The organism is Faecalimonas nexilis, from assembly GCF_059731825.1.
Map to the genome: position 1 here is coordinate 360,393 of NZ_AP029189.1, position 26,101 is coordinate 386,493.

The 26,101-nt window shown below is 42.1% G+C and carries 29 protein-coding genes; 27 read left to right on the forward strand and 2 right to left on the reverse strand.

Going from position 1 to position 26,101, the window contains the following annotated elements; translation table 11 throughout:
* Window positions 1-22 precede the first annotated feature (22 nt).
* The 17 genes from thiW (at window position 23) to guaA (ending at window position 16,647) form a co-directional block, all read left to right on the forward strand.
* Window positions 23-532, forward strand: a complete 510-nt coding sequence (gene thiW, locus AC6I5B_RS01610; RefSeq protein ID WP_071144629.1) for an energy coupling factor transporter S component ThiW — start codon at window positions 23-25, stop codon at window positions 530-532.
* A 13-nt stretch (window positions 533-545) separates the two neighbouring features.
* A complete protein-coding gene (gene thiM, locus AC6I5B_RS01615) occupies window positions 546-1,397 on the forward strand; it encodes a hydroxyethylthiazole kinase (RefSeq protein WP_117788261.1) in 852 nt (283 codons plus the stop codon).
* Complete coding sequence (gene thiE / locus AC6I5B_RS01620; protein WP_044986760.1) at window positions 1,387-2,022, forward strand: thiamine phosphate synthase; 636 nt, start codon at window positions 1,387-1,389, stop codon at window positions 2,020-2,022. The genes thiM and thiE overlap by 11 nt, the downstream gene beginning before the upstream one ends.
* A 12-nt stretch (window positions 2,023-2,034) precedes the next feature.
* On the forward strand, window positions 2,035-2,841 hold the full coding sequence (gene thiD, locus AC6I5B_RS01625; protein WP_004611774.1) for a bifunctional hydroxymethylpyrimidine kinase/phosphomethylpyrimidine kinase: 807 nt from the start codon (window positions 2,035-2,037) through the stop codon (window positions 2,839-2,841).
* Window position 2,842: 1 nt separating this feature from the next.
* On the forward strand, window positions 2,843-4,141 hold the full coding sequence (gene thiC / locus AC6I5B_RS01630) for a phosphomethylpyrimidine synthase ThiC (protein ID WP_004611775.1): 1,299 nt from the start codon (window positions 2,843-2,845) through the stop codon (window positions 4,139-4,141).
* Between the two features lie 96 nt (window positions 4,142-4,237).
* Window positions 4,238-4,912, forward strand: a complete 675-nt coding sequence (locus tag AC6I5B_RS01635) for a response regulator transcription factor (RefSeq protein WP_004611776.1) — start codon at window positions 4,238-4,240, stop codon at window positions 4,910-4,912.
* Window positions 4,909-6,144, forward strand: a complete 1,236-nt coding sequence (locus AC6I5B_RS01640; RefSeq protein ID WP_004611777.1) for a sensor histidine kinase — start codon at window positions 4,909-4,911, stop codon at window positions 6,142-6,144. Before AC6I5B_RS01635 ends, AC6I5B_RS01640 begins: the two co-directional genes overlap by 4 nt.
* A 141-nt stretch (window positions 6,145-6,285) precedes the next feature.
* A complete protein-coding gene (locus AC6I5B_RS01645) occupies window positions 6,286-6,414 on the forward strand; it encodes a hypothetical protein (protein WP_022250175.1) in 129 nt (42 codons plus the stop codon).
* A gap of 3 nt (window positions 6,415-6,417) precedes the next feature.
* Window positions 6,418-7,005: a VTC domain-containing protein gene (locus AC6I5B_RS01650; protein WP_330673606.1), complete on the forward strand. Its 588-nt coding sequence runs from the start codon at window positions 6,418-6,420 to the stop codon at window positions 7,003-7,005.
* Window positions 6,998-7,693 carry a DUF4956 domain-containing protein gene (locus AC6I5B_RS01655; RefSeq protein WP_044986764.1) on the forward strand — a complete coding sequence of 232 codons (696 nt, stop codon included), beginning with the start codon at window positions 6,998-7,000 and terminating at the stop codon, window positions 7,691-7,693. Before AC6I5B_RS01650 ends, AC6I5B_RS01655 begins: the two co-directional genes overlap by 8 nt.
* Before the next feature lie 11 nt (window positions 7,694-7,704).
* Window positions 7,705-9,396, forward strand: a complete 1,692-nt coding sequence (locus AC6I5B_RS01660; protein WP_497773558.1) for a carbohydrate-binding domain-containing protein — start codon at window positions 7,705-7,707, stop codon at window positions 9,394-9,396.
* 30 nt (window positions 9,397-9,426) lie between these two features.
* Window positions 9,427-10,476, forward strand: a complete 1,050-nt coding sequence (locus tag AC6I5B_RS01665; protein WP_004611783.1) for a bifunctional glycosyltransferase family 2/GtrA family protein — start codon at window positions 9,427-9,429, stop codon at window positions 10,474-10,476.
* Between the two features lies 1 nt (window position 10,477).
* Window positions 10,478-11,380: a phosphodiester glycosidase family protein gene (locus tag AC6I5B_RS01670; protein ID WP_004611784.1), complete on the forward strand. Its 903-nt coding sequence runs from the start codon at window positions 10,478-10,480 to the stop codon at window positions 11,378-11,380.
* Window positions 11,355-11,741, forward strand: coding sequence for a hypothetical protein (locus AC6I5B_RS01675; RefSeq protein ID WP_022250169.1), 387 nt, complete (start codon window positions 11,355-11,357; stop codon window positions 11,739-11,741). Before AC6I5B_RS01670 ends, AC6I5B_RS01675 begins: the two co-directional genes overlap by 26 nt.
* 21 nt (window positions 11,742-11,762) lie before the next feature.
* Window positions 11,763-12,368, forward strand: a complete 606-nt coding sequence (locus tag AC6I5B_RS01680) for a GTP pyrophosphokinase (protein WP_004611786.1) — start codon at window positions 11,763-11,765, stop codon at window positions 12,366-12,368.
* A gap of 288 nt (window positions 12,369-12,656) precedes the next feature.
* Window positions 12,657-14,987 carry a ferrous iron transport protein B gene (gene feoB / locus AC6I5B_RS01685; RefSeq protein ID WP_004611787.1) on the forward strand — a complete coding sequence of 777 codons (2,331 nt, stop codon included), beginning with the start codon at window positions 12,657-12,659 and terminating at the stop codon, window positions 14,985-14,987.
* Window positions 14,988-15,102: 115 nt separating this feature from the next.
* Window positions 15,103-16,647, forward strand: a complete 1,545-nt coding sequence (guaA, locus tag AC6I5B_RS01690) for a glutamine-hydrolyzing GMP synthase (RefSeq protein WP_004611788.1) — start codon at window positions 15,103-15,105, stop codon at window positions 16,645-16,647.
* 94 nt (window positions 16,648-16,741) lie between these two features.
* Here the strand turns inward: guaA and AC6I5B_RS01695 are convergent, their stop codons facing one another.
* On the reverse strand, window positions 16,742-17,746 hold the full coding sequence (locus AC6I5B_RS01695) for a DUF4062 domain-containing protein (RefSeq protein WP_004611803.1): 1,005 nt from the start codon (window positions 17,744-17,746) through the stop codon (window positions 16,742-16,744).
* A 23-nt stretch (window positions 17,747-17,769) separates the two neighbouring features.
* Window positions 17,770-18,243: a helix-turn-helix domain-containing protein gene (locus AC6I5B_RS01700; protein WP_004611804.1), complete on the reverse strand. Its 474-nt coding sequence runs from the start codon at window positions 18,241-18,243 to the stop codon at window positions 17,770-17,772.
* A gap of 166 nt (window positions 18,244-18,409) precedes the next feature.
* Here AC6I5B_RS01700 and AC6I5B_RS01705 point away from each other — a divergent pair, with 166 nt between their 5' ends.
* From AC6I5B_RS01705 to AC6I5B_RS01750, 10 genes are all read left to right on the forward strand, one after another.
* Entirely contained in the window at window positions 18,410-18,604 is a 195-nt protein-coding gene (locus AC6I5B_RS01705; RefSeq protein ID WP_004611805.1) for a hypothetical protein, read from the forward strand.
* 18 nt (window positions 18,605-18,622) lie between these two features.
* Complete coding sequence (locus tag AC6I5B_RS01710) at window positions 18,623-19,678, forward strand: site-specific integrase (RefSeq protein WP_004611806.1); 1,056 nt, start codon at window positions 18,623-18,625, stop codon at window positions 19,676-19,678.
* Between the two features lie 2 nt (window positions 19,679-19,680).
* Complete coding sequence (locus AC6I5B_RS01715; protein WP_004611807.1) at window positions 19,681-20,058, forward strand: plasmid mobilization protein; 378 nt, start codon at window positions 19,681-19,683, stop codon at window positions 20,056-20,058.
* Window positions 20,059-20,160: 102 nt separating this feature from the next.
* Entirely contained in the window at window positions 20,161-21,141 is a 981-nt protein-coding gene (locus tag AC6I5B_RS01720) for an AAA family ATPase (protein ID WP_044986775.1), read from the forward strand.
* Window positions 21,142-21,245: 104 nt separating this feature from the next.
* On the forward strand, window positions 21,246-21,479 hold the full coding sequence (locus tag AC6I5B_RS01725; protein WP_044986777.1) for a hypothetical protein: 234 nt from the start codon (window positions 21,246-21,248) through the stop codon (window positions 21,477-21,479).
* Between the two features lie 76 nt (window positions 21,480-21,555).
* On the forward strand, window positions 21,556-21,816 hold the full coding sequence (locus AC6I5B_RS01730; protein WP_004611810.1) for a hypothetical protein: 261 nt from the start codon (window positions 21,556-21,558) through the stop codon (window positions 21,814-21,816).
* Window positions 21,817-22,003: 187 nt separating this feature from the next.
* Window positions 22,004-23,434 carry a MobA/MobL family protein gene (locus AC6I5B_RS01735; RefSeq protein ID WP_004611811.1) on the forward strand — a complete coding sequence of 477 codons (1,431 nt, stop codon included), beginning with the start codon at window positions 22,004-22,006 and terminating at the stop codon, window positions 23,432-23,434.
* A 17-nt stretch (window positions 23,435-23,451) separates the two neighbouring features.
* A complete protein-coding gene (locus AC6I5B_RS01740; protein ID WP_004611812.1) occupies window positions 23,452-23,859 on the forward strand; it encodes a TnpV protein in 408 nt (135 codons plus the stop codon).
* Window positions 23,860-23,938: 79 nt separating this feature from the next.
* Window positions 23,939-25,171, forward strand: a complete 1,233-nt coding sequence (locus AC6I5B_RS01745) for a DNA cytosine methyltransferase (RefSeq protein WP_118208537.1) — start codon at window positions 23,939-23,941, stop codon at window positions 25,169-25,171.
* Window positions 25,171-26,064 carry an Eco47II family restriction endonuclease gene (locus tag AC6I5B_RS01750; RefSeq protein ID WP_004611815.1) on the forward strand — a complete coding sequence of 298 codons (894 nt, stop codon included), beginning with the start codon at window positions 25,171-25,173 and terminating at the stop codon, window positions 26,062-26,064. Before AC6I5B_RS01745 ends, AC6I5B_RS01750 begins: the two co-directional genes overlap by 1 nt.
* The last annotated feature ends 37 nt before the right edge of the window (window positions 26,065-26,101 follow it).

Sequence of the window (26,101 nt, forward strand, 5' to 3'; positions counted from 1 at the left end):
TGGCAGAAAGGAAGTAGAGAAGATGAAAAGAGAACAGACGAAAAAATTATGTATGGCAGGAATTTTATGTGCCGTTGCAGTGGTCGGAAGCACACTGTCCGTTCCGGTATTTGGGAGCAAATGTGCCCCGGTACAGCATATGGTAAATGTGCTCTGTGCGGTATTGTTAGGACCTGGATACGGAGTTGGAGTTGCATTTTGCGCAAGTTTGATTCGTAACTTATTAGCGCTTGGAAGTATTTTGGCATTTCCGGGAAGCATGTTTGGGGCGCTGCTCTGTGGAGTTGTGTACTGGAAGAGCAAGAACTTATTATTGACACTGCTTGGAGAGGTATTTGGAACAGCGATCCTTGGAGGACTCTGTGCATATCCGTTGGCAGTTCTTGTCATGGGTGTGTCAGCAGGCGAAGTTGCATTTTATGCATATGTACTTCCGTTTTTTGTATCTACAGCAGGGGGAGCAATATTGGCGGGCATTCTGATCCAGATGCTGAAAAAAGCAGGAGTGCTCCGTATGGCAGCTAAAAAATAGGGAGAATGGAAACATGTTAGAATTAATGTCAGATCAGGTGAGAAAACATGCACCTTTGATACATAATATGACAAACCGGGTGTCGATCAATGACTGTGCGAACATTCTGCTCGCCTGCGGAGCCTCTCCGATTATGGCAGAAGCAATCGAGGAAGTGGAAGAGATCACGGCAATGTGTGATGGGCTTGTCTTGAATATGGGGATGCCGAACAGACAGAAGATAGAGGCAATGAAAAAAGCCGGAAAGCGGGCAAATGCACTTCATATTCCGGTTGTCTTAGATCCGGTTGGAGTCGGCGCATCGGCATTTCGAAGAGAAGCAGTATCCGAGCTGTTAAAAGAAGTCAGATTTACTGTCATTCGTGGAAATCTCTCAGAGATTCGGACGTTGATGTGTGGAGTGTGTGGCACAAGAGGGGTAGACGCAGAGCCTGCAGATCTGATGGGGGAGAAGAATCTGTATCAGAACGTAAAAATGGTAACTGCATTTGCAGAAAAAAGTGGTGCGGTTGTGGCGGCAACGGGAAAGAACGACATTGTATCGGATGGAAGAAAAGCATATTGGATTCAAAACGGACATTCAATGATGCAAACAGTCACCGGAGTAGGATGCCAGCTCTCAGCGCTGACTGCGGCGTATGTGGCTGCGAATCCGAAGCATACACTGGAGGCGGTGACAGCGGCGGTCAGTGCGATTGGAGTTTGTGGAGAGCTGGCGTATGAACGTATGAGTGATCTGGATGGAAATGCATCTTATCGTAATTACCTGATTGATGCAGTTTATCGGTTGGATGGAAAGAAGCTTGAGCGCTTGGCTCGAGTAGAAAAAGTAAATGAAGATGGAGAGAAAAGTAATGAGATGTAGACCGGAGATGATGCGATTATATGCGGTAACAGACCGTACGTGGACAAAGAAAAAGTCCTTGATCGAGCAGGTGGAGGCGGCAATTTGCGGAGGTGCAACCTGCATACAGCTGCGGGAGAAAAACCTTGATGAGGAAGCATTTTTGCGGGAGGCGATGGAGATGCAAAAGCTGTGTGAGACCTATCAGGTTCCGCTGATTATCAATGATCATGTAGAGATTGCGAAACAATGCAAAGCAGCAGGAGTGCATTTGGGACAAAAAGATATGGAAGCGGGGAGAGCACGGGAGATACTTGGACCCAAAATGATTCTTGGAGTGTCAGCAAGGACGGTGGAACAGGCGGTGCAGGCAGAGCGCGCCGGAGCAGATTATCTCGGTGTGGGAGCCGTATTTCAAACGAGTACCAAGACCGATGCAAAAGAAATTTCCCATGCGATATTGAAGGAGATCTGTGAGAGTGTGAACATTCCGGTTGTCGCAATCGGCGGCATCGGAAAACAGAATATAGAAGCGCTTGCAGGCAGCGGCATCGCAGGAGTGGCGCTCGTGTCGGCAGTTTTTGCAGCGGAAGATATTGAGCAGGAGTGTCGGGGACTATTAAAACAAATAGAAAGAATCGTGTGAGGTGAAGAGAGAATGAAAACAGCATTGACAATTGCAGGAAGTGATTCCAGTGGAGGAGCCGGTATTCAGGCGGATTTGAAGACGATGATCATGAACGGTGTATTTGGGATGAGTGCGGTAACTGCATTGACTGCTCAGAATACAACCAAAGTGACAGGAATCATGGAAGTGCCGCCAGAGTTTTTGGAAAAGCAGATTCAGGCGGTATTTGAAGATATTCGACCGGATGCGGTGAAGATCGGCATGGTTGCAAGCAGTGAACTAATCAGTACGATTGCAGGCTGCCTGAAAAAATATGGGGCAGACAATATCGTTGTGGATCCGGTTATGGTTGCGACGAGCGGTTCTAAGTTGTTAAAAAATGATGCGGTTCATACGTTGGAGTGTGAATTGCTGCCGTTAGCGACACTTGTTACACCCAATATTCCGGAGGCAGAGATTTTAGCGGATATGAAGATTACAACTCGGGAAGATATGATTGTGGCAGCTAAAAAAATCGGTGACAGATATCTCTGCTCGGTATTGCTGAAGGGCGGACATAATTTAAATGATGCAAGCGATCTTTTCTATAGGGAAGGAGCTGTTCGGTGGTTTGAGGGAAAGCGGATTGAGAATCCGAATACACACGGAACGGGCTGTACGCTATCCAGTGCGATTGCATCCAATCTTGCGAAAGGATTTTCGCTGGAGACAGCGATACAGAGGGCAAAGGAATATATTTCCGGCGCATTGGAGGCGATGCTTGATCTGGGAAAAGGAAGTGGTCCGATGAACCATGGATTTGATTTACAAGGAAAATTTGTGAAGGAGGAAAATTAAGATGTACCATACACAGATGGAAGCAGCAAGAAAAGGAATTATCACAAAAGAGATGGAAATTGTTGCGGAAAAGGAGTTTCGGACAGAGGAGGAAATACGTGATCTCGTTGCAAAAGGACAGGTGGCAATCTGTGCCAATAAACGACATACTTGTCTTGACCCAAACGGAGTAGGTTCTGCGCTTCGCACAAAGATCAATGTCAATCTTGGCGTGTCAAAAGACTGCAAGGATTATGACGTAGAGATGGAAAAAGTGATGGCGGCGGTTAATATGGGAGCTGAGGCGATCATGGATCTGTCTTCTCACGGAGACACACAGCCATTTAGAAGAAAACTTACAAGTGAATGTCCGGCGATGATTGGAACGGTTCCGGTTTATGACAGTGTCATTCACTACCAGAGAGATCTTTCAACATTGAGCGCAAAAGATTTTATTGATGTCATCCGGCTTCATGCGCAGGACGGTGTGGATTTTGTGACACTTCATTGCGGAATTACAAGAAAGACGATTGAGCAGATCAAAAAGCATAAAAGGAAAATGAATATTGTTTCGCGTGGAGGTTCTCTTGTGTTTGCATGGATGAGTATGACCGGAGAAGAAAATCCATTTTACGAATATTATGATGAAATTCTGGAGATCTGCAGGGAGTATGATGTGACAATCTCGCTTGGAGATGCTTGTCGTCCGGGATGCCTTGCAGATGCGAGTGATGTTTGCCAGATCGAGGAGCTGGTTCGTCTGGGAGAGTTGACGAAACGTGCGTGGGAAAAAGACGTTCAGGTGATGGTAGAAGGACCGGGACATATGCCGCTTGATCAGATTGAGGCGAACATGAAGCTGCAGCAGACAATCTGTATGGGGGCGCCGTTTTATGTACTGGGACCGCTTGTGACGGATATCGCGCCTGGATATGATCATATCACTTCAGCGATCGGTGGCGCGATTGCTGCATCAGCGGGGGCGGCGTTCCTTTGTTATGTCACGCCGGCTGAACATTTGGCTCTTCCTAATGTGGAAGATGTCAAACAGGGGATCATAGCCTCCAAGATCGCAGCTCATGCGGCGGACATTGCAAAGCATATCCCGCATGCAAGAGATCTGGACGATCAGATGGCAGATGCAAGAAGAACATTCGATTGGGAGAAACAGTGGGAGTGTGCCATTGATCCCGAGACGGCAAAGCGCATTCGCGATGAGAGAAAGCCGGAAATCGAGGAGAGCTGTTCGATGTGCGGGAAATTCTGTGCGGTCAGAAGTATGAACAAGGCGCTGAATGGAGAGCATATTGACATTTTGTAGTTCGGTATTGATTTGGAAAATGAACATCTTTAAACTTCATTTAAGGTTGACATATTATATTCTTGCTATCATGAAACAAAAGAGGAGGAATGAGTGATGCGTTTATTGCTTGCAGAGGATGAAAAACCATTATCAAAGGCACTTACAGCAATTTTAGAAAGAAATAATTATTCCGTAGATGCGGTCTATGACGGTGAGGAGGCTTTGGAATATCTGGATGCAGACAATTACGATGGTGTGATTTTGGATATTATGATGCCGAAAGTAGATGGCATTACGGTATTAAAGACGATTCGAAATCGTGGAAATCTGATTCCTGTCTTACTGTTGACGGCAAAGTCAGAGGTTGATGATAAGGTGGCGGGGCTGGATGCCGGAGCAAATGATTACCTGGCGAAACCTTTTCATTCAAAAGAATTGCTTGCGCGGATACGGGCGATGACAAGAACCCAGACAGCACAGGCAGATTCCAAGCTTCAGATTGGAAATGGCACGTTAGACCGAGCGACTTTTGAGCTTTCCACACCGGCGGGAAGCTTTCGGCTGGCAAATAAAGAGTTTCAAATGCTGGAATTGATGATGAGCAATCCGAGTCACTTGATTTCCGCAGAACGGTTTATGGAGAAAATCTGGGGATATGACAGTGAAGCGGAGGTGAATGTAGTATGGGTCTATATTTCTTATCTAAGAAAGAAACTGACTGCGCTGCATGCCAATATTCAGATTAAGGCAACAAGAAATGTGGGGTATTCTTTGGAGGAAGTCAAATGATAAAGAAACTGCGTATGAAATTGATCATTGCATCTATGATGTCATTGTTGGCAGTATTGCTGATTATAGAAGGAATTGCGGGAGCGTTGAACTACAATAGAATTGTTGCGGAGACAGATCAGACGTTGGAGATTTTAGAAGAAAATAACGGAAAATTTCCGGATGTTCCACCGCCTGAGAAGCCAAGTGAAAAAAAGAAAGAGGGCAGAATGTCATCTGAGCTTCCATATGAATCCAGATATTTTTCGGTACTGCTTGACAGTGAAGGGGAAGTGCTCACAACAGATACAGGAAAGATTGCCAGAATTGATACTTCTGATGCGGTAGAGTATGCGAAACAAGTCTTAAAGAGTGGAAAAGAACGAGGATTTTTGGAGGGGTATCGATATGTTGTAGTGAATTCCGATTCCGAAGTGAGAGTGATTTTTCTGGATTGCAGCAGAAATCTTTCTACGTTTCAGAATTTTATTGTCACAGCAGTCGTGGTCTCCACCGCCGGTCTTTTGGCAGTACTTATCCTGATGATATTTCTGTCGGCACGGATTGTAAAGCCGTTTTCGGAAAACTATGAAAAGCAGAAACGTTTTATCACAGATGCCGGACACGAGTTGAAGACACCGCTCACGATCATAGATGCGGATGCGGAAGTATTGGAGATGGATTTTGGAGAAAATGAGTGGTTGAGTGATATCCAAAGCCAGACAAGGCGCCTTGCAGACCTTACAAATAACCTGATTTTGTTATCTAGAATGGAAGAGGAGCGGACGAAAGAATTGATGGTGGATTTTCCGTTGTCGGATGTAGCGGAAGAGACTGTCGGGACATTTCAGGCGCTGGCAAAGACACAAAATAAGGTATTGGAGAGTAATATCACACCAATGATTGCAATGAAAGGAGATGAGAAGGCTATCCGACGCCTGATCACCATTCTTTTGGACAATGCAGTGAAATACGCAAAGGAGAATGGACGTATATGTGTGACATTGGAAAAGCAGAAAAAACGGATTCGTTTGTCTGTATTTAACACGACAGAACAGATTTCCAAAGAGCATATGGAGCATTTGTTTGATCGATTCTATCGAACAGACAGGTCAAGAAATTCCGAGACAGGAGGATATGGACTGGGACTTTCCATTGCAGCCGCTACAGTGGAAGCACATAGAGGGAAGATTACAGCGACAACGGAAGATGAAAAATCCTTGTTGATCACAGTTATATTTCCGATTTCATAAAACGAGAGTTTGTTTGCAAAAATGCAGACAGGCTCTTTTTTGTCTGTAAAAGTATTTAAAAAAAGAAGTTAAATATTTTTAAGTTTGTTTAAGGTTCGTTGCGTATAGTATGTTTAACGAAATGAGAGAGGAGTAATGATTATGGCTTATCAAGCGACTTTTAAACGTTATGAATTAAAATATCTGCTGACACGGCAGGAAAAGCAAAATGTGTTGAAAAGTATGGCAGAACATATGAAGCTGGATGATTATGGGCGAACAACTATCTGAAATATTTATTTCGATACAGACACATACCGGCTGATTCGTCATTCTTTGGAAAAACCGGTTTATAAAGAAAAATTACGTGTCCGCAGCTATCAGCCGGCAGGACCGGACGATCCGGTGTTTGTAGAATTAAAGAAGAAATATAAATCGGTTGTCTACAAACGAAGATTGGTATTGCCGGAGGCACAGGTGATGAAGTGCTTTGAACACGGAAAACCACTTCCGATTCATTCACAGATCGGGGAGGAGATTGCATATTTCTGGGATTATTATGAAACGCTTCATCCGACCGTATTTCTTACCTATGAAAGAGAAGCGTACTATGCGCTGGATGGAAGCGATTTTCGAGTGATATTTGATGAAAATATCCTTTATCGGGAGGAAGATATTTCACTTGGAAGTAAGATATATGGCACACCGATATTAGGAGAGAATCAGACACTGATGGAGATCAAGACATCGGGTGGGATACCACTTTGGATGAGCGAGACACTTACAAAAAATACATTATTTAAAACATCTTTTTCGAAATACGGAACTGCATATCAGCAGATGATGGATGAAAAAGTACAGAGAGGAGTTCAATATGCTTAATAATATGTTTCAGGGGATTTTTGATACGGATATGACAACGGTGATTGCGGTGCCGGATTTTCTGCTTTGTGTAGGATGTGCGCTGGTGATTGGATTAATTTTGGCAGGAGCCTATATGTATGTGACACGATATACAAAGAGTTTTGTTGCAACACTTGCGGTACTGCCGGCGATTGTCTGTGTTGTCAGCATGATGGTAAATGGAAATGTCGGAGCCGGAGTTGCGGTGGCAGGGGCATTCAGTCTGGTTCGTTTCCGGTCGGTACCGGGATCCGCAAAAGAGATTGGAGCTATTTTCCTTGCAATGGGAACCGGTCTGGTAGCAGGAATGGGATATCTTGGATATGCATTTCTCGTTGCAGTGATTTTAGGAGGAGTGACCTTACTATATAATAAGGTGGATTTTGGAGCAGGGAAAAAAGCTGCATTATATAAGACATTACATATTACAATTCTGGAAAATTTGGACTACACAGGTGTATTTGACAAAATCTTAAAACAATATACAAAAACGTATGAGGTGGTGCAGGTAAAGACAACCAACATGGGAAGTTTGTTTAAGCTTACATATAATATTACATTAAAAAATGCGGAGGAAGAAAAGGCATTGATTGACGCACTTCGGTGCAGAAATGGAAACCTTGAGATTTCCGTATCAAAACAGGAGACAATTATTGGTGAACTATAGGAGGGATGCATATGAAAAGAAAGGTAGTATTAGCATTTTTACTGACTGGAGCACTGGTTCTTTCCGGATGCAGCAAGACAAATAACAGCAACGAAACATCATCTGGCAGTACGAGCACGGATTCATCAGCACAAGGCATCGATGTCTCAAACATGTTTTCAGACAGAGATAAAGAGATTGGATATGATGAAGAAAACAGTACAGTGATCAAACTTTCCGATGATAGTACGACATGTGATTCCGATGCGGTTCAGATATCAGGAAATACAGTGACAATCATCGACGAGGGAACTTATATTCTCTCAGGAACGCTGACCGATGGTATGGTGATCGTGGATGCGGAAGATACCGATAAAGTCCAGCTTGTGTTAGATGGAGTGGATATTACAAGTGCAGAATCTGCAGCCATTTATGTACGTGAGGCAGATAAGGTGTTTATCATGACGGCGAGTGATTCCCAAAATACACTCACGAATGGAGGTACCTACACTGCAATTGACGACAACAATATCGACGCTGCGATTTTTTCAAAATCAGATCTGACGTTAAACGGCGCCGGTTCTCTGACAATTACAGCAAAGGCGGGACACGGTGTCGTGTCAAAGGATGATCTTGTACTTACCAGCAGAACATATCAGATTGACGCGGCATCACATGGACTATCCGGAAAAGACAGTGTCCGCATCGCCAGCGGAAGTTATACAATTGTATCCGGAAAAGATGGAATTCATGCGGAAAATGCAGATGACACCAGCCTTGGATTTGTCTATCTGGCAGACGGAACGTTTGATATCACATCTGACGGGGATGGAATCAGCGCAGGAAACTGGCTTCAGGCAGATGGTGGTGTCTACACGGTCAAAGCAGGAGGCGGCAGTGAAAATGTCCAGAAAAGTGACGGAGAATGGCAGTTTGGACCTGGACAGCAGACAGAGAGTACCGATACGACAGAGGAAGACACTGTCAGCATGAAAGCGATCAAGGCGGCAGGAGAATTGATTCTGAAAGGCGGAAAGTATTCTTTGGACAGCGCGGATGACACGATTCATTCCAATGCAAATATCACAATCAGTGATGGGGAATTTACACTTGCTTCCGGTGATGACGGAATTCATGCAGATTCAGCGACAACCATTTCCGGAGGAACTATTGATATTACAGAAAGTTATGAGGGAATTGAAGGGCTCAGCATTGATATTACAGGCGGTGAAACTTATGTGTCAGGTCCGACAAATGATGGAAACAGTGCGTTGGATTACAACGGAACAGGAACAGTCACGGGAGGAATCTTTATTGCTGCCGGTTCATCCGGAATGGCGGAGAATTTCGGAGATTCTTCTACACAGGGAGTTATGATGGTCACAGTGAATTCTCAGGCTGCAGGAAGTGCGGTTTCTCTTTCTGACAGCAGCGGAAATGAACTTGTGTCATGGACTCCGGAGAAAGAATACACTTCTGTTATCATCAGCTGTCCGGAAATTACAACAGGACAGGAGTATACGTTAACAACAGGAAGCGATACGACACAGATTACGATGGACAGTATTGTCTATGGCTCAGGAAGTGGAATGGGAGGCAACCCAGGAAATGGCGGAGGTCCGGGAAACGGTGGAGATATGGGACAGAAACCAGATGACGGCAATGGAACGGGCAAAGGCTCGGGAGACGGCGGAAACATGGGAACGCCTCCGGAAAAAAGTTAATAATCATAATAAAGAAGGAAGGTGATAGAAATGCAAAACAGACGAGTTGCTTTGATACCGGCTTATCAGCCAAATTCGGATATGGCACAGCTGGTGCAGGAGATCAAAGATACGGGATTTCAAATTGTTGTGGTAGATGATGAAAGTTCACCCGAGAAGGAAGAGGTGTTTCGAATGGCTGCGAAAAATGCAGTCATTCTGAAACATAATGAGAATCGGGGAAAAGGACGGGCATTGAAGACCGGACTGGATTATATTTATTCGAAGTTTTCGGCAGACTGTGTTGTAGTTACAGTAGATGCAGATGGTCAACACAAGCCAAATGATGTGGAAAGAGTCTGCAAAGAAGCAGAAAATCATGCAGGCTGTTTGATACTTGGAAGCAGGAAAATGAAGGGCGATATTCCACTGCGGAGCAGATTCGGCAACACAGTGACTCGTCTGATCTATCAGCTTTTTACAAAAATTCGGGTATATGACACGCAGACAGGACTTCGAGCTTTTGAAGGAGTACTGATTCCAAAGTTTTTGGGAATCGTGGGAGAACGCTATGAATATGAAATGAATGTGCTGTTAGAATGCTCAGGATGCCATATTCCAATCAAAGAGGTCGCGATTGAGACGGTGTATTTAGATAATAATTCGTCTTCCCATTTTGATACACTAAAAGATTCTTATCGCATCTACAAGGAAATTCTGAAATTCTCAGCGGCGTCGTTTGGAAGCTTTTTGATTGATTACGGAATGTACAGCCTGTTGACTGCGATAACAGCGACCGGATTTGCAAATGGTGGTGCGGTAGCCTTTTCAAACATAGGGGCAAGAATAGTAAGCGCAGTATTTAATTATATGGTCAATCGCAATATGGTGTTTCAAAGCAAAGAAAATCCGGTGAGATCGGCGCTGAAGTATTTTACACTTGCAGTTGGAATTCTGGTGGGAAACACAATTATGCTGGAGATACTGGTCAATGCAATCGGAATGAACCATTATGTCGGTAAACTGTGTACCGAATTTATATTTTTCTTTGCAAGCTGGTTTATACAAAGTCATTTTATCTTTCAAAAGAAGGAGGAATAGTATGCATCGATTCAAAAAACATTGGTGGGGAATGATTAGCAGTGTCATTTTGATTGCATTTACCGGATATATGCTCATGGATACATTTCTGCTTACAAAAGTCTATGTCGTTGCCAATGATAAAAAGGAAAACAAAAGTGATAATGATACGGAAAATGAGCAGCAGGAAGCTGTTTCGACAGGGACAACGTACAGTGACGACAACATACAGATTACGCTGACAGAATATCGGGAAAATGACACCACCGTTTATGTGGCAGATGTTGTGCTCTCCTCACCGGAATATTTGCAGACAGCATTCGCGCAGAGCAGTTATGGGCGAAATGTGACAGAGAAAACATCTGAGATGGCACAAGATGCGGGCACGATTTTGGCAATCAACGGAGACTATTATGGAGCACAGGAGAAGGGATATGTGATCCGTGATGGCGTATTGTATCGGGATACGGCAAAAACAGACCAGCAAGATCTGGTAATCTATGAAGATGGGACAATGAAAATTATCTCGGAAGATGAGGTGACGGCAGAAGAATTGCTGGAAGAAGGGGCGAAGGAAGTACTTTCTTTTGGTCCGGCGCTGATCACAGATGGTGAGATTGCGGTGACGGAGTCCGATGAAGTCGGAAAAGCGATGGCGAGCAATCCGAGGACTGCGATTGGAATGATTGATGATTTACATTATGTGTTTGTAGTTTCAGATGGGCGAACAGAAGAAAGTGAGGGATTGTCACTTTTAGAACTGGCGGAATTTATGGATTCCCTCGGGGTAAAAACAGCTTATAATCTGGATGGCGGCGGATCTTCCACAATGTACTTTAACGGCGAGGTCATCAATCAACCGACCACAAATGGGAAAAGTATTCAGGAGAGGAGCGTGAGTGACATTGTCTACATCGGCTATTAAAACAGGATTACAATATTTTACGGCAGCTCTGTTCTGCGCTCTGTTCGGAGCAGTCTATGAATTGTTCAGTCACAGTGTATTTTCCTATTATATGTTATACGCATTCATGATTCCTCTGGTGGGCGGAGCATTGTTATTTTTCCTGATGGGGTATTTTCAGTGGAAGATTCCCGGGAAAGTTTCTCGAAGCTTATGGCAGTTTGGGATTGCAGCATTGACTGTCGGTTGTCTGCTGCAGGGCGTTTTGGAAATCTACGGCACGACCAACCGGCTGATGATTGTTTATTGGGTGACAGGAGGAGCATTTCTTATCGGAGGAGCAGCTGCATATTTTGCAGGCGGCAGACGACGTATGGAGTAACGGATAAAAAGGAGTGGTATTTTGACCTTAGAACAATATTATGGTGAAAAACTGCAGATGCTGCGAAACGGGCAGCAATATCTATCAGATATGATCGCGGAATATCCGGTGAAAAAGACGGCGGACGGGATTCAGCCGATTCTTTATATAAATTCTCGAATCAAAGCGCCGGAAAGCCTGATGCTAAAATTGCAGAAAAAAGGACTGCAGGCGGATTGTGATACGGCGCTGAGAAAGATACACGACATCATCGGAGTCCGGGTGATCTGTTCTTTCGGGGAAGAAGTATATCGGGTTGCACAATGGATTTCCAATAGAGAACATGTGGAAGTGATAGAACGTAAAGATTATATTGCCTATCCGAAACCAAATGCTTATCGAAGCCTTCATTTGATTGTAAAGTTTACAGAAAAAGGAATGGAACAGATTACCGCCGAGATACAGCTTCGGACAATTGCCCATGATTTTTGGGCTGTGCTGGAGCACCAGATGAAGTATAAAAAAAGTGTAGAGCATGAGACTGTAATCAAAAGTGAGTTGAAACGATGCGCAGATGAAATCGCATCACTTGACGTGTCCATGCAGACCATTCGGGAGCTTTTACGGGAGTGGGAAAGTCACAAATAATTTTTTGCACTAATTATTTTTTATGCAGTTGCTATAAATGGATATACCTCTGGACTATGCAAATGTTGAAAGAAATGGTAAACTAGGGAGTGTTGATCAAGTGAGCTAATTACATAAAGACTTTATTTTAGGTGATTTTTGCGGACGCGGAAGTAATGATTATTGCTATTTTAAAGGCAATTCGCGTTCTTAAAAATATTAGCTGTGAAGCAATGACTGGACAAGTCATTGCTTCCGTTTTCAATTGAAGGTTAGAGAAGACTAAGGAATATAAGGAGGGAGCAACAAATGAAGTTAAGTGAATTATCAATAGGAAGCACTGCAACCATACTTCGTGTGGGAGGGGCAGGCGCACTGCGCCAGCATTTTTTGGACATGGGGCTGATACAGGGAACGGAGGTCACTGTCGTAAAATATGCACCGATGGGAGATCCGGTGGAATTGCGTATCCACGGTTATGAACTGACGATTCGATTAGCAGATGCAGAAAATATCGAGACCAGTGAGCCTCATAAGCCAAAAACCTCGAAAAAGAAAGTGGCAAAGCCAGAGAAACATCATCCGGGATATGGTGAGGGAGGAAAATTCCATGATAGAAATCACGAAAATCCTCTTTCGGACAGTGAGACACTCACATTTGCCCTTGTAGGAAATCAAAACTGTGGAAAGACCACATTGTTCAATCAGTTGACCGGCGCCAAACAACATGTCGGAAATTTCCCGGGTGTGACGGTGGATCGAAAAGATGGCGTAATCAAAGGACATGACAATACACTGATTACAGACTTGCCGGGAATTTACTCTATGTCTCCATATAGCAGCGAGGAGATTGTGACAAGAGAGTTTGTTATCCATGAAAAGCCAAAGGGAATCATCAATATTGTAGATGCGACGAATATCGAGCGAAATCTTTATCTGACCATGCAGCTTTTAGAACTGGGAATCCCAATGGTTGTCGCCTTGAACATGATGGATGAGCTGCGGGAAAATGATGGATCTGTACTTGTCAATGAGATGGAGGAAGAGCTGGGAGTTCCGGTTATCCCGATTTCAGCGGCAAAAGGAGAAGGAATCGAAGAACTGATTCGGCACGCAATTCATGTGGCGAAATATCAGGAACAGCCTTTGGAGACCGACTTTTGTAAGCGGGAGGAAGGTATCCACAGAGGAATCCATGCGGTCATGCATCTGATTGAAGATCATGCGGAAAAAGTGAGGGTTCCGGTGCGCTTTGCGGCGAGCAAGGTGATGGAAGGTGACACGAAAATTTTGGAACAGCTGAAGCTGACAGCGAATGAGCAGCATGTTTTGGAAGAAATTGCAAAACAGACAGAGGAAGAGACCGGCATGGACCGTGCGGCCGCGGTTGCCCAGATGCGTTTTGATTATATCGAGGATATCTGCGGCGAGACTGTCATCAAACCCAAGGAAAGCAAGGAGAGGGTAAGAAGCAGAAAAGCAGATGAGTTCCTGACCGGGAAATATACAGGAATTCCGGCATTTATCGGAATCATGGGAGTTGTGTTCTGGCTCACGTTTAATGTGATCGGCGCGTTTTTACAGGGGCTTTTAGAATCTGGAATCACAGCTTTGACAGATCTGGCGGACAAGGCGATGCAGGCGGCAAATGTCAACAGTGTGGTACATTCTCTTGTGATCGACGGAATTTTTAGCGGTGTCGGTGGAGTCTTAAGCTTCCTGCCGATCATTGTGACACTCTTTTTCTTCTTATCAATTCTGGAGGATAGTGGATATATGGCACGTGTGGCATTTATCATGGATAAATTACTTCGAAAACTTGGTCTTTCCGGAAGAAGTATTGTGCCGATGCTGATTGGATTCGGGTGTACGGTCCCGGGTGTTATGGCGAGCCGTACATTGCCATCAGAGCGAGACCGTAAAATGACGATTCTGCTGACGCCGTTTATGAGCTGTACGGCAAAGCTTCCAATCTATGCATTTTTTACTGCAGCATTTTTCCCGGATCATGGAGCTTTGGTGATGATTGCACTGTACGTGTTTGGAATTGTGATGGGAATCGTTATGGCGCTGATTTTCAAAAAGACAGCGTTTAAAGGAGAGGCAGTGCCGTTCGTCATGGAACTTCCAAACTATCGTATGCCGGGAGCAAAGAATGTGGGACATTTGTTATGGGATAAGGCAAAAGACTTCTTGCAGAGAGCATTTACGGTTATATTCATTGCGACGATCGTCATATGGTTTTTGCAGAACTTTGATACAGGGCTGAACATGGTATCCGATTCACAACATAGTATTCTGGCTCTTGTCGCAGGAGCACTTGCTCCAATCTTTATTCCGGTTGGATTTGGAGACTGGAGAATTGTGACAGCGTTGATCTCAGGATTTCTCGCTAAAGAAAGCGTGGTCTCATCGCTTACGGTGTTGTTTGGAAGCACAGTGACTTTGCAGGGAAGCCTGACGACAGTCGGCGCAGCTGCACTCTTAGTATTCTGTCTGCTTTATACACCGTGCGTTGCTGCAATCGCATCTGTAAAACGTGAACTTGGCGGGGAATGGGCGGTGGCTATGGCCATCGGACAATGCGTAATCGCATGGATCATGGCGTTTGTGGTATATCACATTGGAATGCTGTTTTAGTGGTAAACGACAGGGAAGAAGTACAGTATAGAAAGAATTAACCGATAAGGACTTGTAAATCAAACAAAGCTCTTATATAATAAATCTATTCATTAAAAAGTAGGAGGATATTTTTGTGAAGAACGAAACGGTCATCGTCCTTGACTTTGGGGGACAATACAATCAATTAATTGCAAGACGTGTCAGAGAATGTAATGTATATTGCGAAATATATTCTTACAAGAAAAATCTGGAAGAAATTAAAGCGATGAATCCAAAAGGAATCATTTTGACAGGCGGACCTAACAGTGCGTATGAGGCAGATTCACCGACATACGACAAAGAATTGTTCGAGCTTGGAATACCGGTGCTTGGAATCTGTTACGGTTCCCAGCTGATGATGCACCTGTTGGGTGGAACAGTAGAGAAGGCTCCGGTTCGCGAGTATGGAAAGATTGAAGTGACAGTGGATACAACATCCCAATTGTTTACAGATATTTCCGAGAAGACAATCTGTTGGATGAGCCATAACGACTATATTTCAAAAGCAGCACCGGAATTTGATATCATTGCGCACACGGCAGACTGTCCGGTGGCAGCAGTACAGAACGTAGAGAAAAAATTATATGCAACACAATTCCATCCGGAAGTACTTCACACACAGGAAGGAAAGAAGATGCTTTCTAACTTCGTATATAATGTATGTGGCTGCTCAGGTGACTGGAAGATGGATTCTTTCGTGGAAAACTCAATCAAAGCAATCCGCGAGAAAGTAGGAGACGGAAAAGTGCTCTGCGCACTGTCTGGTGGTGTGGATTCCTCTGTGGCAGCAGTTATGCTTTCAAAGGCAGTCGGCTCACAGCTTACCTGTGTGTTCGTAGATCACGGACTTCTCCGCAAAAACGAAGGAGATGAAGTAGAGGCGATTTTCGGACCGGAAGGAAACTACGAGTTGAACTTTATCCGCGTCAATGCACAGGAGCGTTTTTATGCAAAATTAAAAGGCGTGGAAGATCCGGAAGCAAAACGTAAAATCATCGGAGAAGAGTTCATTCGTGTATTTGAAGAAGAGGCGAAAAAAATCGGAGCAGTAGATTTCCTTGTACAGGGAACGATTTATCCGGATATCGTAGAGAGCGGACTTGGCGGTGAATCAGCAGTCATCAAATCTCACCACAACGTAGGTGGACTTCCTGACTACGTAGATTTCAAAGAGATCATCGAACCACTTCGCGATCTCTTCAAAGACGAAGTGCGTAAAGCCGGATTGGAACTTGGAATTCCGGAATACCTTGTATTCAGACAACCATTCCCAGGACCGGGACTCGGTGTTCGTATCATTGGAGAAGTCAATGCGGAGAAAGTGAAGATCGTACAAGATGCAGATGCAATCTACCGTGAGGAGCTGGAAAAAGCAGGCGTGGCAAAAGATATCGGACAATACTTTGCAGCGTTGACAAACATGCGCTCTGTAGGCTGCATGGGTGATGAGAGAACATACGATTACGCAGTTGCGCTTAGAGCGGTTACAACGGTGGACTTTATGACAGCGGAATCTGCAGAGATTCCTTGGGAAGTGCTTGGAAAAGTTATGAACCGAATTGTGAATGAAGTGGATCATGTGAATCGAGTACTGTATGATATTACAAGCAAACCACCAGGAACGATAGAGTTTGAGTAACGGACAGAAAACCTCGGATGCCCGTTTTACAAGGGTTTCCGAGGTCTCTTTATGCCTGTTGGCTCTAATTTGGCTCTAATTTATAAAAATAGAATCAATTGTAGATGATATATTCACATGTAAGTTCATCATGATCTGCACCACGAGTATCATCTTTGATACTAATAATTTTTGTCCCAGCATAATTCCCGTGCTCATTTTTCCAGATAATAATGTCGCCAATTTGAGGAGTACGGCAACGAGAAGAAAAATCACAAGGATAATTAAGGGCATCTTGTAATTCGGCAGGGGCTTTGATTCTAGCTATTGCTATAATGCCAGTTCCGTCTTTATATGCATATATTGATGTATTACTTGCCTTACTCCATTTTGTTACAAAAGTGTTTTTGTCGTACCCAATTGTAAATTCACCGTTATTATTTGAATAATCGAAGGTAAACTGACCTGATTTCTTAGGATTGCTATATCTAGTGGAAGTTATTATTTGGAGACCTTCAGTAGTGTCAGTAAATAGAGCTTTGATTTCGTCTTCTGAAATCGTGTGTGTTTCTAAATAGTTTGAGATTTCGTTTTCAATATCAACATTATTGTTTAAGAATCCATCTCTGCGTACCCAACCAATTGCTGGAAAATCTCTAATGCATTTGTTTATGGACGTGGCTACATTAGCTTTGAGTTGGTCAATGTTAGTGTGAAAATTAACCATTCGGCTGTCGCATACTTTTTTTCGGAATGCGGCAAGTTTTTTCTTACCGAGATCTGTTTGTTCACTTTTTCCATTTGGTATTAACGAGGAATCTTCAAAAACAAAACTCATAATAGGTATGTTTTTTTGGCATGCATAATCAAACTCTTTTTCGGTAAATCCAATACCGTCTTTATCAAGAGTACCATAGCGTCCAGCCAAAATTAAGATATAATAATCACAATCATCAAGCATTTTTTTTATATATTCCATTTGGGACATTCCACTTGCTGGAAATTGTTCCATTCCAACAGGGATGCAATCATTGTCCAAAAGGCATTGTGTAACAGCCATACGTTCTTCTTTTAAATCAGCATATGTTGAGCTGATAAATACTTGATATTTCTTCTTCATTTTAAGTCACCTCTTTGGTAATTTTATTGTGGAAATACTTTTACAGTAATCCGTTTCACTCCTTTTCTGACTACTCTATTATCATCAACAAGACAGTTTTTAACATCCTCTATGGGAATATCTGCTCCTTGCTTGGCTTTCAGATAGGTGCAAAGTTTCTGATTGATTGCGGCATTCTGAAAAGATAATTTTATAGTAGAAGGGATAAATTCTCCGTTTTCATCTTTTTCTGCTTCAAATCTCATATCTACTTGCTCATCCAGTTTAAACAGTAAAGAAAGCACATCCGATACAGTTTCTATATCAAAATCCATGAACAGGTTAATGCTAATGCCAAGGGCGTTTGTGATTTTCAGTAATTGATCCGGCTTTGGATTGCGAATACCATATTCATACTTTTTGATAGTAGCCGGATTTATGCCGGAAAGATTCCCCAACATTTCTTGTGAGATTCCACGTATATTCCGATAATATTTGATTTTTTCTCCGACAGTCATAGCGTTTCTCCTTTTTGTGTTTTGTGTGTATAGTGATAGTTTAGCACATTGGGACACATTTGTGTATAAAAAATTATGAAAAATACTTGACGAACACAAATGTGTACTATATAATACGAATTGCAAGGAACACAAATGTGTACTAAAATTAAAAAGGAAAGGAGAAATGAATATGGAGAATACGATGAAAATGTATATTACCGCAGATGAAGTTGCTGAATTACTCGGAGTATCCAGAGGGTATGCCTATAAAGTTATTCGAGGACTGAATGATGAGTTGAAAGCAAAGGGATTTCGAGTGATTTCGGGAAAAGTGCCAAGAAAGTTTTTTCAGGAAAAATTTTATGGAATGGTAGTTTAGAAGAAAGGGAATGATGATATGCCGGCAACGAGAGACGGAAAATTATGGCGCAGTCAGTTTTATTATAAGGATTGGCAGGGAATACGCCGAAAAAAGAACAAACGAGGTTTTAAAACAAAAGGAGAAGCGGATGAATGGGAAAGAAATTTTCTTCAGCAACAGCAGAAGAATCTGGATATTAGTTTTGAAAATTTCGTGGAAATTTATTTTGCAGATATGGAGAATCGCTTGAGAGAAAGCACAATTATCAATAAGCGATATGTGTTTGATCTGAAAGTAACTCCATATTTTAGGCACAAGAAAATGTGTGAAATTCAAACCTCAGATATCAGAGCATGGCAGAATGAGTTGATTAAAAAGGGATATGCCCCAACTTATTTGAAAAGCATTAACAATCAGTTGGCAGCTCTTTTTAACTATGCTGTACGTTATTATGATTTGCGAGATAATCCTTGCAGAAAAGCAGGAAGTATCGGAAAGAGCAAGGCTGATGAAATGGATTTTTGGACAAAACAAGAGTTCAAAGAGTTTCTGCCATCTATGGAAAACAAGCCGGAAGCGAGAATGGCATTTCTGATTTTATATTGGACCGGTATGAGAATTGGAGAGCTGCTTGCTTTAACTTACGAAGATATAGATTTGGAAAAGCGTTGTATCAGGATTAACAAATCCTATCAGCGAATAAATGGTAAGGACATGATAACGCCGCCCAAGACGCCTAAAAGCAATCGAAAGATAACAATTCCCCTATTTTTGGCAGAAGAACTAAAGGAGTATTGCAGTATGCTGTATGGAATTACAGATAAAGAAAGAATGTTTCGATTTACAAAATCATTTATGGAACATGAAATGGTCAGGGGTATAAAAGCAACAGGTGTTAGACGTATCCGCCTGCATGATTTGAGGCATTCTCATGCATCTCTATTGGTAGAGATGGGATTTCAGCCATTGGCGATTGCAGAACGGTTGGGGCATGAAAAGATTGAGACTACCTTGAATACCTATTCACATTTGTATCCAAATAAACAAGCGGAATTGGCAGAAAAGTTGGAAATCGCCAACGGAGAGGAGTAGTTATGAGCGGAGTACACAAATATCCAACAATCAGTTTTCGTATTTCTCCAAGAGAGAGGGATGAAATCGAAGCAAAAATCAAAGCGAGCGGTATGCAGAAAAAAGATTATTTTGTCCGTTCCTGTATCTATAACAAAGTGTGCGTGGTCGGGAAAAAGGAAGTGATATATCAACTGGTTGAGGAATTACAACTTATGCAGTACAACATTGCAGAAATCCTAAAGCAATTTGAAGAGCAGGAAATTTTGTTATCAGACGAAGGGTTGGAGCAGATGAAAAATGACTGTCTGGATATGCTGAAAGCCATTATATGGATGTTAGACGGGGCGAAATATCTTTGGCAGGGAACAGAAAAAAGTCCCGACAGCGGCAACTGTTAGGACTTACGAAAAATCGGATAACCTTTGTTATCAAGATATTTACAAAATCAGTATAACAGAGGTTCTCCGCAGAAACAACAGAATTTTTGAATGGAGGACTTTATGGAAGAACAGAAAATTGAATTAAAAATTATCAATATGGCAGACATTCAATCGCAGGAAATTGAATGGTTATGGTATCCGTTTATCCCTTATGGGAAATTGACGATTATTCAAGGCGATCCCGGAGATGGAAAGACAACGCTTGTATTGAATCTTGCAGCCAAATTATCAAAAGGTGTCGGACTTGATGAAGATATGCCGATATCAGAGCCTATGAATATTATTTATCAGACTGCCGAGGATGGATTAGCAGATACAGTAAAGCCGAGACTTGAAGCGGCAGATGCTGATTGCGAGAAAATTATGGTCATTGACGAAAGCGAAAAATCTCTTTCTATGGTAGACGAACGTTTGGAACAGGCGATTATTCAAACCAATGCCCGCTTACTTATTTTAGACCCGATACAAGCCTATCTGGGCGGCGGAATGGATATGAACCGGGCAAATGAAGCAAGAGATATGACTAAGAAATTAGGACTTTTAGCAGAGAAGTATAAATGTGCAATTATCCTGATCGGTCACATGAATAAGGCTGCCGGAAACAAGGCGGCATATAGAGGAATGGGTTCGATTGATTTTTTCGCAGTAGCAAGAAGCGTTCTTTTAGTCGGTAGAATAGAGGGACAGGAAAATACACGTGCAGTTGTACAAATAAAAAATAACCTTGCTGCATTTGGACATTCAAAAGCGTTTGAACTGACAGAAGACGGGTTTCAGTGGTTAGGCAATTATGAAATTACGGCAGACGAATTGCTAGGAGGAGTAACCCCGAAAGCAAATAAAAAGGAGCGGGCAAAACAACTCATTTATGAACTGGCAGAAACAAATAATGTGGTGAAAAGTGAGGATATTGTTAATCTTGCCGAAGAAAAAGGAATTTCAAAACGAACATTGGAAAATGCAAAAAAAGAGTTGGGTATTAAAGGAAAACGAATCGGAGAATCGTGGTATTGGAAACTTGATGAAATTGTGAAATCGTAGATAAGAACGCAACAATGCAGTGTGTATAGAAATTGCAGAGACGTAAGTGCAAGGTTGCAAACACTAAAGACATTGCATTGTTGCGGAGTTGGAAAGGAGACCTTATGAAACAAATACAGATACCAGAGCAGCTATTTATGGAACTTGTAAAATTCCATTTGTTGGATATGGAAGAAAATTTACCAAGCATAAAACAAGGATTAGAAGCAAAGTTGGATTCTTTGGTGATGAGAGATTTATATTCAAAATACAAAACTGCGCCCACAGAGGAAGAACGGGAACAGGCGAGAAAAGAATATCTGGAAAGACGAGGAGTGCCGGAGAAATTTCGGTGGTAATGCTTCCTTGATGATAAAAACAGGAGCGTGGCACGCACCTGTAAATAACAGATAAGGCAGGAAAGGAGTGTTGCGGATGTTGAAGCAGCCGGAAAGAGAAAGTAGAAATGCGAATGCTTTATTTTATGAGATGGAGGGCAGACAGATACAAAAAATGAACAAGGTACTGGCAGACGTGGAACTGACAAAAGCAGAGGAAAAAACTCTGATATGGCTAGCCGGATGGGAAGAAAATACCGTAGATCATCTGCTGTCAGTCATAGAAAAAGCAGCCCGGATACGGGCAGATCAAAAGGGCGGATATGTCCATAAATATAAGCGTAAGTCCGAGAAGTAATCGGATTTTGTTAAACAAAACAAGCCCTCGGCGTTTGAGAGCGAAATACACCCATCGCACAAACTTCGTTTATGCGATGGGTGTATTTCGCCCTGCCGGGAGCCGCACTGCCAACAGGCAGATAAGTTCGTAAACAGGTGCCTATGCACCTACTCACAGCAAAGCTGGCGAGAGGCAGGGAAGGAGGATGCTTATAGGCAGACATTCATTTATCAGACAAAGTAAGCTGTCCGATGTGGCAGGAAGAATTGATTATATCTCCAATCCGAAACGACAGGAGTATCTCTATGCGACCTATCAGACAGAAGGAGCAACAACGGAGTTTTGGAAAAATCTTGCAAGAGAAAATCAGTTGGATTTTAAGGCGAGTGGTTCAGCAGGGAAATGTATTGAGGGGCGTGAGTGTATCATTGCACTTCCCGAAAGTTTTGTTCAGTACAGGGCAGAGGATGTGGTAAGGCTTTTTGCGGAGGCTTTTCATAAAAGATATGGCGTGGAGTGCATCGCTGCTCTTCATCATAACAAGACAAAGACGAATTATCATATTCATCTGGTATTCAGCGAACGTAAAATATTGGAACAGCCCGAAGTAAAGATTGCTACCCGAAATATGTTTTATGATGAGCAGGGGAAGCATAGACGCACAAAGAAAGAGATTTTGGATGAGCAGGGCAATCTTCGGGCGGGATGCAGTATCATCCCCAAAGGGGAAGTTTATGAAAGCCATATCTTCACGAAAAAGGATGAATGGTTTAAGAACAAAGCATTTACCAAAGAAGTCAAAGAACTGTTTACTGATACGATCAACCGATATGTAAAAGAGGAATCAGAAAAATTATCCGTATTCCAACAGGGCGGTGTATATCTGGCAACCAAGAAAATCGGAAAGAACAATCCGAAAGCAGAGGAGATAAGGGCAGACAATGCGGCAAGGCAGGAATGGAATCGGACAGTTGATGTGGCATTAGTAGAGGGCGTTCCCGAAGAAGATATTTTGAAGATCAAGCAGGAAAAAATCACAGACAAAACGTTGCAATCTATCAGGACACACGGTTGGCTGCCGGATATGTTCCGTCAGATTATCCGAGGTGCGAAAGACTTTTTGCAGGAAGTGATTTTCAAATTTAAACTACCGCCGAAACCTGTACCAAAGATTGATTTGCAAGAGTGGAAAGATATGCGGAAGGTCATGTATGAATTGCAGAGACAGTCCATGGAGATAAAACGCACACAGCAGGATATTTCTTCTTTGAAAAAGCAACTGTCAGAGTTACGAGGACTATTTAAAGGCAAAGAGCGAAAATCTCTGGAAGGGCGAATTGAACTGTTAGAGGATTTGGAAAAGCGTCTGCACAAGAGTTTGGAACAGATCGTAAAACGGGAAGGCTATCCCAATGTGCGAGCCTTTCAGAAGGTTTATAACAAGGCAGAAGAATTGATTATAGAATACAACGAAGAACTAAGGGGATGGAAAAATCAGACGGAACAGAAAAAAGGGAATCCGTTAGAACAGCCGAAAAAAGCGAGTGTACTGGAGAAGCTGCATCGCTATCAGCAAGAAGGCAGACAGCAACCAAAACGGTCTGCTAAGAAAAAATCTATGGATAGAGAACGATAAGAAAGGTGGAAACGATTATGAAGAAAACAATATTTGAAGAACTAGGCGGCACTTATATCAGACAAGGGGATTATCTTATCCACGGTCTTACCTTGCCGGAGGAAAAACAGAGGTTTATAGGCGTATGGGGACAAAGACATTTACGTTATCTGAAAGAATATCGCAGGGGTATATATTTGAATTTGCTTACAAGCGGCAGGCTGAATGATTATTTGGCAGATATAGAAGAACAGGCACAGGAACGCTTTGAAAGGGTTGTAGAGCAGATGAAACAGGCACAGGGGATCACGGAACAGTTAAAGGCAGAAAATCAGATGGAATGGGTAGCGAGAATGAACAATATACAAGCGTGTGCGAGGGAGATTGTGGAGAAAGAGATTATAGTTAGCAAGAAAATCAAAAGAAACAAACAGGAGGAAATCTAACGATATAGTGAGAGGATTCTTGCGGATAAAGTGGATATATGATAAGATATACAACATAGGAATTCTAGGAGGAATATACATGGCAATTTGTTATGATAGATTATGGAAACTATTGATTGATAAAAAAATGAATCGTACAGAACTGAAGGAAACATCAGGAATTAGTTTTAATGTATTGGCTAGATTAGGGAAAAATGAACCGGTCTCATTTGAATCAATTGAAAAAATATGTTTTACCTTAAATTGCAATATTGAAGATATTGTTGAGATACAGAGAGATAATTTCATAGAGAATGTTCCTAAACATTATACAACAATTGAATTGTTTGCTGGAGCAGGAGGACTTGCACTTGGTATAGAGAAGGCTGGATTTGATACATTGGGACTTATTGAGTTCGATAAGGACGCATCAGATAGCTTGAAAAAGAATCGTCCTGATTGGAGAGTTATTAATGAGGATGTTGCAAATATCTCATGTTTGAATTTGGAAGAATATTTTGGTATAAAAAAAGGGGAGTTAGATTTGCTGTCTGGAGGTGCACCTTGTCAGGCATTTTCCTATGCAGGAAAGCGTTTGGGATTAGAAGATGCAAGAGGAACATTATTCTATCATTATGCTACTTTTTTGCAGAAACTACAGCCAAAAACGTTCTTGTTTGAAAATGTACGAGGACTGTTGACTCATGATAAAGGAAGAACGTATGAAACCATTACTAATATTTTTGAACAGGCAGGATATACAATTCAAAAGAGAATTTTGAATGCGTGGGATTATGGAGTACCTCAAAAAAGAGAGCGTTTAATTACAATTGGAATTAGAAATGATTTAGTTAATAGGATTAAATTTCATTTTCCAGAAGCGCATGATTATAAACCAGTATTAAGAGATGTACTTTTGGATTGTCCGGATGGTCCGGGTGTACCTTATGGTGAAAATAAAAGAAAAATATTTGAACTTGTCCCGCCGGGGGGATATTGGAGAGATATTGATCCTGAAATTGCAAAAGAATATATGAAAAGTTGTTGGGATATGGAAGGTGGAAGAACTGGGATATTAAGGAGGATGAGTCTGGATGAGCCTTCGTTGACTGTACTGACATCTCCTTCACAGAAGCAGACTGAAAGATGTCATCCCTTGGAAGCAAGACCATTTACGGTTAGAGAAAATGCAAGATGCCAGACATTTCCGGATGATTGGCAGTTTTGTGGAAGTGTGCAGTCTCAGTATAAACAAGTGGGGAATGCAGTGCCGGTAAATTTAGCATATGAAATTGCAATGGAAATACATAGAGCATTAGAGGGGGATAAATAATGGATTGGAATTTAGATTTTCTTTCAGAAGAAGATTTCAGAAATCATGTACGTGCAACAATCATGAAGTATGGAGAAAAATTGGAATCGTATGATTTGAAGAAATTTAATAGTAATTTGATTGATCCGATAAAGTTGATTTTTGATAAATCAGTATATCGAACAAGTTGGGAAGAAATTGTAAATAATGAGATATTCCGACAGAGAGATAAATCAAATAATAATGATATTGGCTATTTTCATCAAAACATATTTGCATATTTTAAAGGATGTGAAGTGCCACAGGAAGGATGGGATGTAATATATAAAAATCCTGATGGTATACAAATGCCAGATGGAGATATTGTTCATACTGTATATGTTGAAATGAAAAATAAGCATAATACAATGAATTCTGCATCTTCGGCTAAAACTTATATAAAGATGCAAGGGCAGATATTGGAAGACGATGATTGTGCTTGCCTTTTGGTAGAAGCCATTGCAAAGAAATCTCAAAATATCAAATGGACAACGAAGGTTGATGGAAAGAATGTGCAGCATAGATTAATTCGCCGTGTAAGTATGGATCAGTTTTATAGTATTCTTACAGGTGATGAAAATGCGTTTTATAAGATGTGTATGGCATTACCGGAGGTTATTAATTCAGTTGTAAATGAAGAAGGTGGAGTTACAGTTCCACATGATACTGTAGTAGATGAATTACAGAAAGTTGCAGAAGTGTACGATAATCAGTCAGAAGATTTGTCGATGGCAATGGCAGTATACATGCTCGGATTCAATACATATATGGGATTTGGGAGTAAAATGGAGCAACAGTTGGGAGAAGGAACTGAAGGAATGTTGAAACGGATTTATGAGTATGTGAAGCAAATTGGAAACTCTCATCCATCATAAAATTTGATAGTAGCAATGTATTGATAAAATTTGTAAA

What these genes read in the sequence shown, in the direction of transcription:
- thiW (WP_071144629.1), top strand. Translation starts at nt 23, where the DNA reads ATGAAAAGAGAACAGACGAAAAAATTATGTATGGCAGGAATTTTATGT.
- thiM (WP_117788261.1), top strand. Translation starts at nt 546, where the DNA reads ATGTTAGAATTAATGTCAGATCAGGTGAGAAAACATGCACCTTTGATA.
- thiE (WP_044986760.1), top strand. Translation starts at nt 1,387, where the DNA reads ATGAGATGTAGACCGGAGATGATGCGATTATATGCGGTAACAGACCGT.
- thiD (WP_004611774.1), top strand. Translation starts at nt 2,035, where the DNA reads ATGAAAACAGCATTGACAATTGCAGGAAGTGATTCCAGTGGAGGAGCC.
- thiC (WP_004611775.1), top strand. Translation starts at nt 2,843, where the DNA reads ATGTACCATACACAGATGGAAGCAGCAAGAAAAGGAATTATCACAAAA.
- AC6I5B_RS01635 (WP_004611776.1), top strand. Translation starts at nt 4,238, where the DNA reads ATGCGTTTATTGCTTGCAGAGGATGAAAAACCATTATCAAAGGCACTT.
- AC6I5B_RS01640 (WP_004611777.1), top strand. Translation starts at nt 4,909, where the DNA reads ATGATAAAGAAACTGCGTATGAAATTGATCATTGCATCTATGATGTCA.
- AC6I5B_RS01645 (WP_022250175.1), top strand. Translation starts at nt 6,286, where the DNA reads ATGGCTTATCAAGCGACTTTTAAACGTTATGAATTAAAATATCTGCTG.
- AC6I5B_RS01655 (WP_044986764.1), top strand. Translation starts at nt 6,998, where the DNA reads ATGCTTAATAATATGTTTCAGGGGATTTTTGATACGGATATGACAACG.
- AC6I5B_RS01660 (WP_497773558.1), top strand. Translation starts at nt 7,705, where the DNA reads ATGAAAAGAAAGGTAGTATTAGCATTTTTACTGACTGGAGCACTGGTT.
- AC6I5B_RS01665 (WP_004611783.1), top strand. Translation starts at nt 9,427, where the DNA reads ATGCAAAACAGACGAGTTGCTTTGATACCGGCTTATCAGCCAAATTCG.
- AC6I5B_RS01670 (WP_004611784.1), top strand. Translation starts at nt 10,478, where the DNA reads ATGCATCGATTCAAAAAACATTGGTGGGGAATGATTAGCAGTGTCATT.
- feoB (WP_004611787.1), top strand. Translation starts at nt 12,657, where the DNA reads ATGAAGTTAAGTGAATTATCAATAGGAAGCACTGCAACCATACTTCGT.
- AC6I5B_RS01695 (WP_004611803.1), bottom strand. Translation starts at nt 17,746, where the DNA reads ATGAAGAAGAAATATCAAGTATTTATCAGCTCAACATATGCTGATTTA.
- AC6I5B_RS01700 (WP_004611804.1), bottom strand. Translation starts at nt 18,243, where the DNA reads ATGACTGTCGGAGAAAAAATCAAATATTATCGGAATATACGTGGAATC.
- AC6I5B_RS01705 (WP_004611805.1), top strand. Translation starts at nt 18,410, where the DNA reads ATGAATATGGAGAATACGATGAAAATGTATATTACCGCAGATGAAGTT.
- AC6I5B_RS01710 (WP_004611806.1), top strand. Translation starts at nt 18,623, where the DNA reads ATGCCGGCAACGAGAGACGGAAAATTATGGCGCAGTCAGTTTTATTAT.
- AC6I5B_RS01715 (WP_004611807.1), top strand. Translation starts at nt 19,681, where the DNA reads ATGAGCGGAGTACACAAATATCCAACAATCAGTTTTCGTATTTCTCCA.
- AC6I5B_RS01720 (WP_044986775.1), top strand. Translation starts at nt 20,161, where the DNA reads ATGGAAGAACAGAAAATTGAATTAAAAATTATCAATATGGCAGACATT.
- AC6I5B_RS01725 (WP_044986777.1), top strand. Translation starts at nt 21,246, where the DNA reads ATGAAACAAATACAGATACCAGAGCAGCTATTTATGGAACTTGTAAAA.
- AC6I5B_RS01730 (WP_004611810.1), top strand. Translation starts at nt 21,556, where the DNA reads ATGTTGAAGCAGCCGGAAAGAGAAAGTAGAAATGCGAATGCTTTATTT.
- AC6I5B_RS01735 (WP_004611811.1), top strand. Translation starts at nt 22,004, where the DNA reads ATGCTTATAGGCAGACATTCATTTATCAGACAAAGTAAGCTGTCCGAT.
- AC6I5B_RS01740 (WP_004611812.1), top strand. Translation starts at nt 23,452, where the DNA reads ATGAAGAAAACAATATTTGAAGAACTAGGCGGCACTTATATCAGACAA.
- AC6I5B_RS01745 (WP_118208537.1), top strand. Translation starts at nt 23,939, where the DNA reads ATGGCAATTTGTTATGATAGATTATGGAAACTATTGATTGATAAAAAA.
- AC6I5B_RS01750 (WP_004611815.1), top strand. Translation starts at nt 25,171, where the DNA reads ATGGATTGGAATTTAGATTTTCTTTCAGAAGAAGATTTCAGAAATCAT.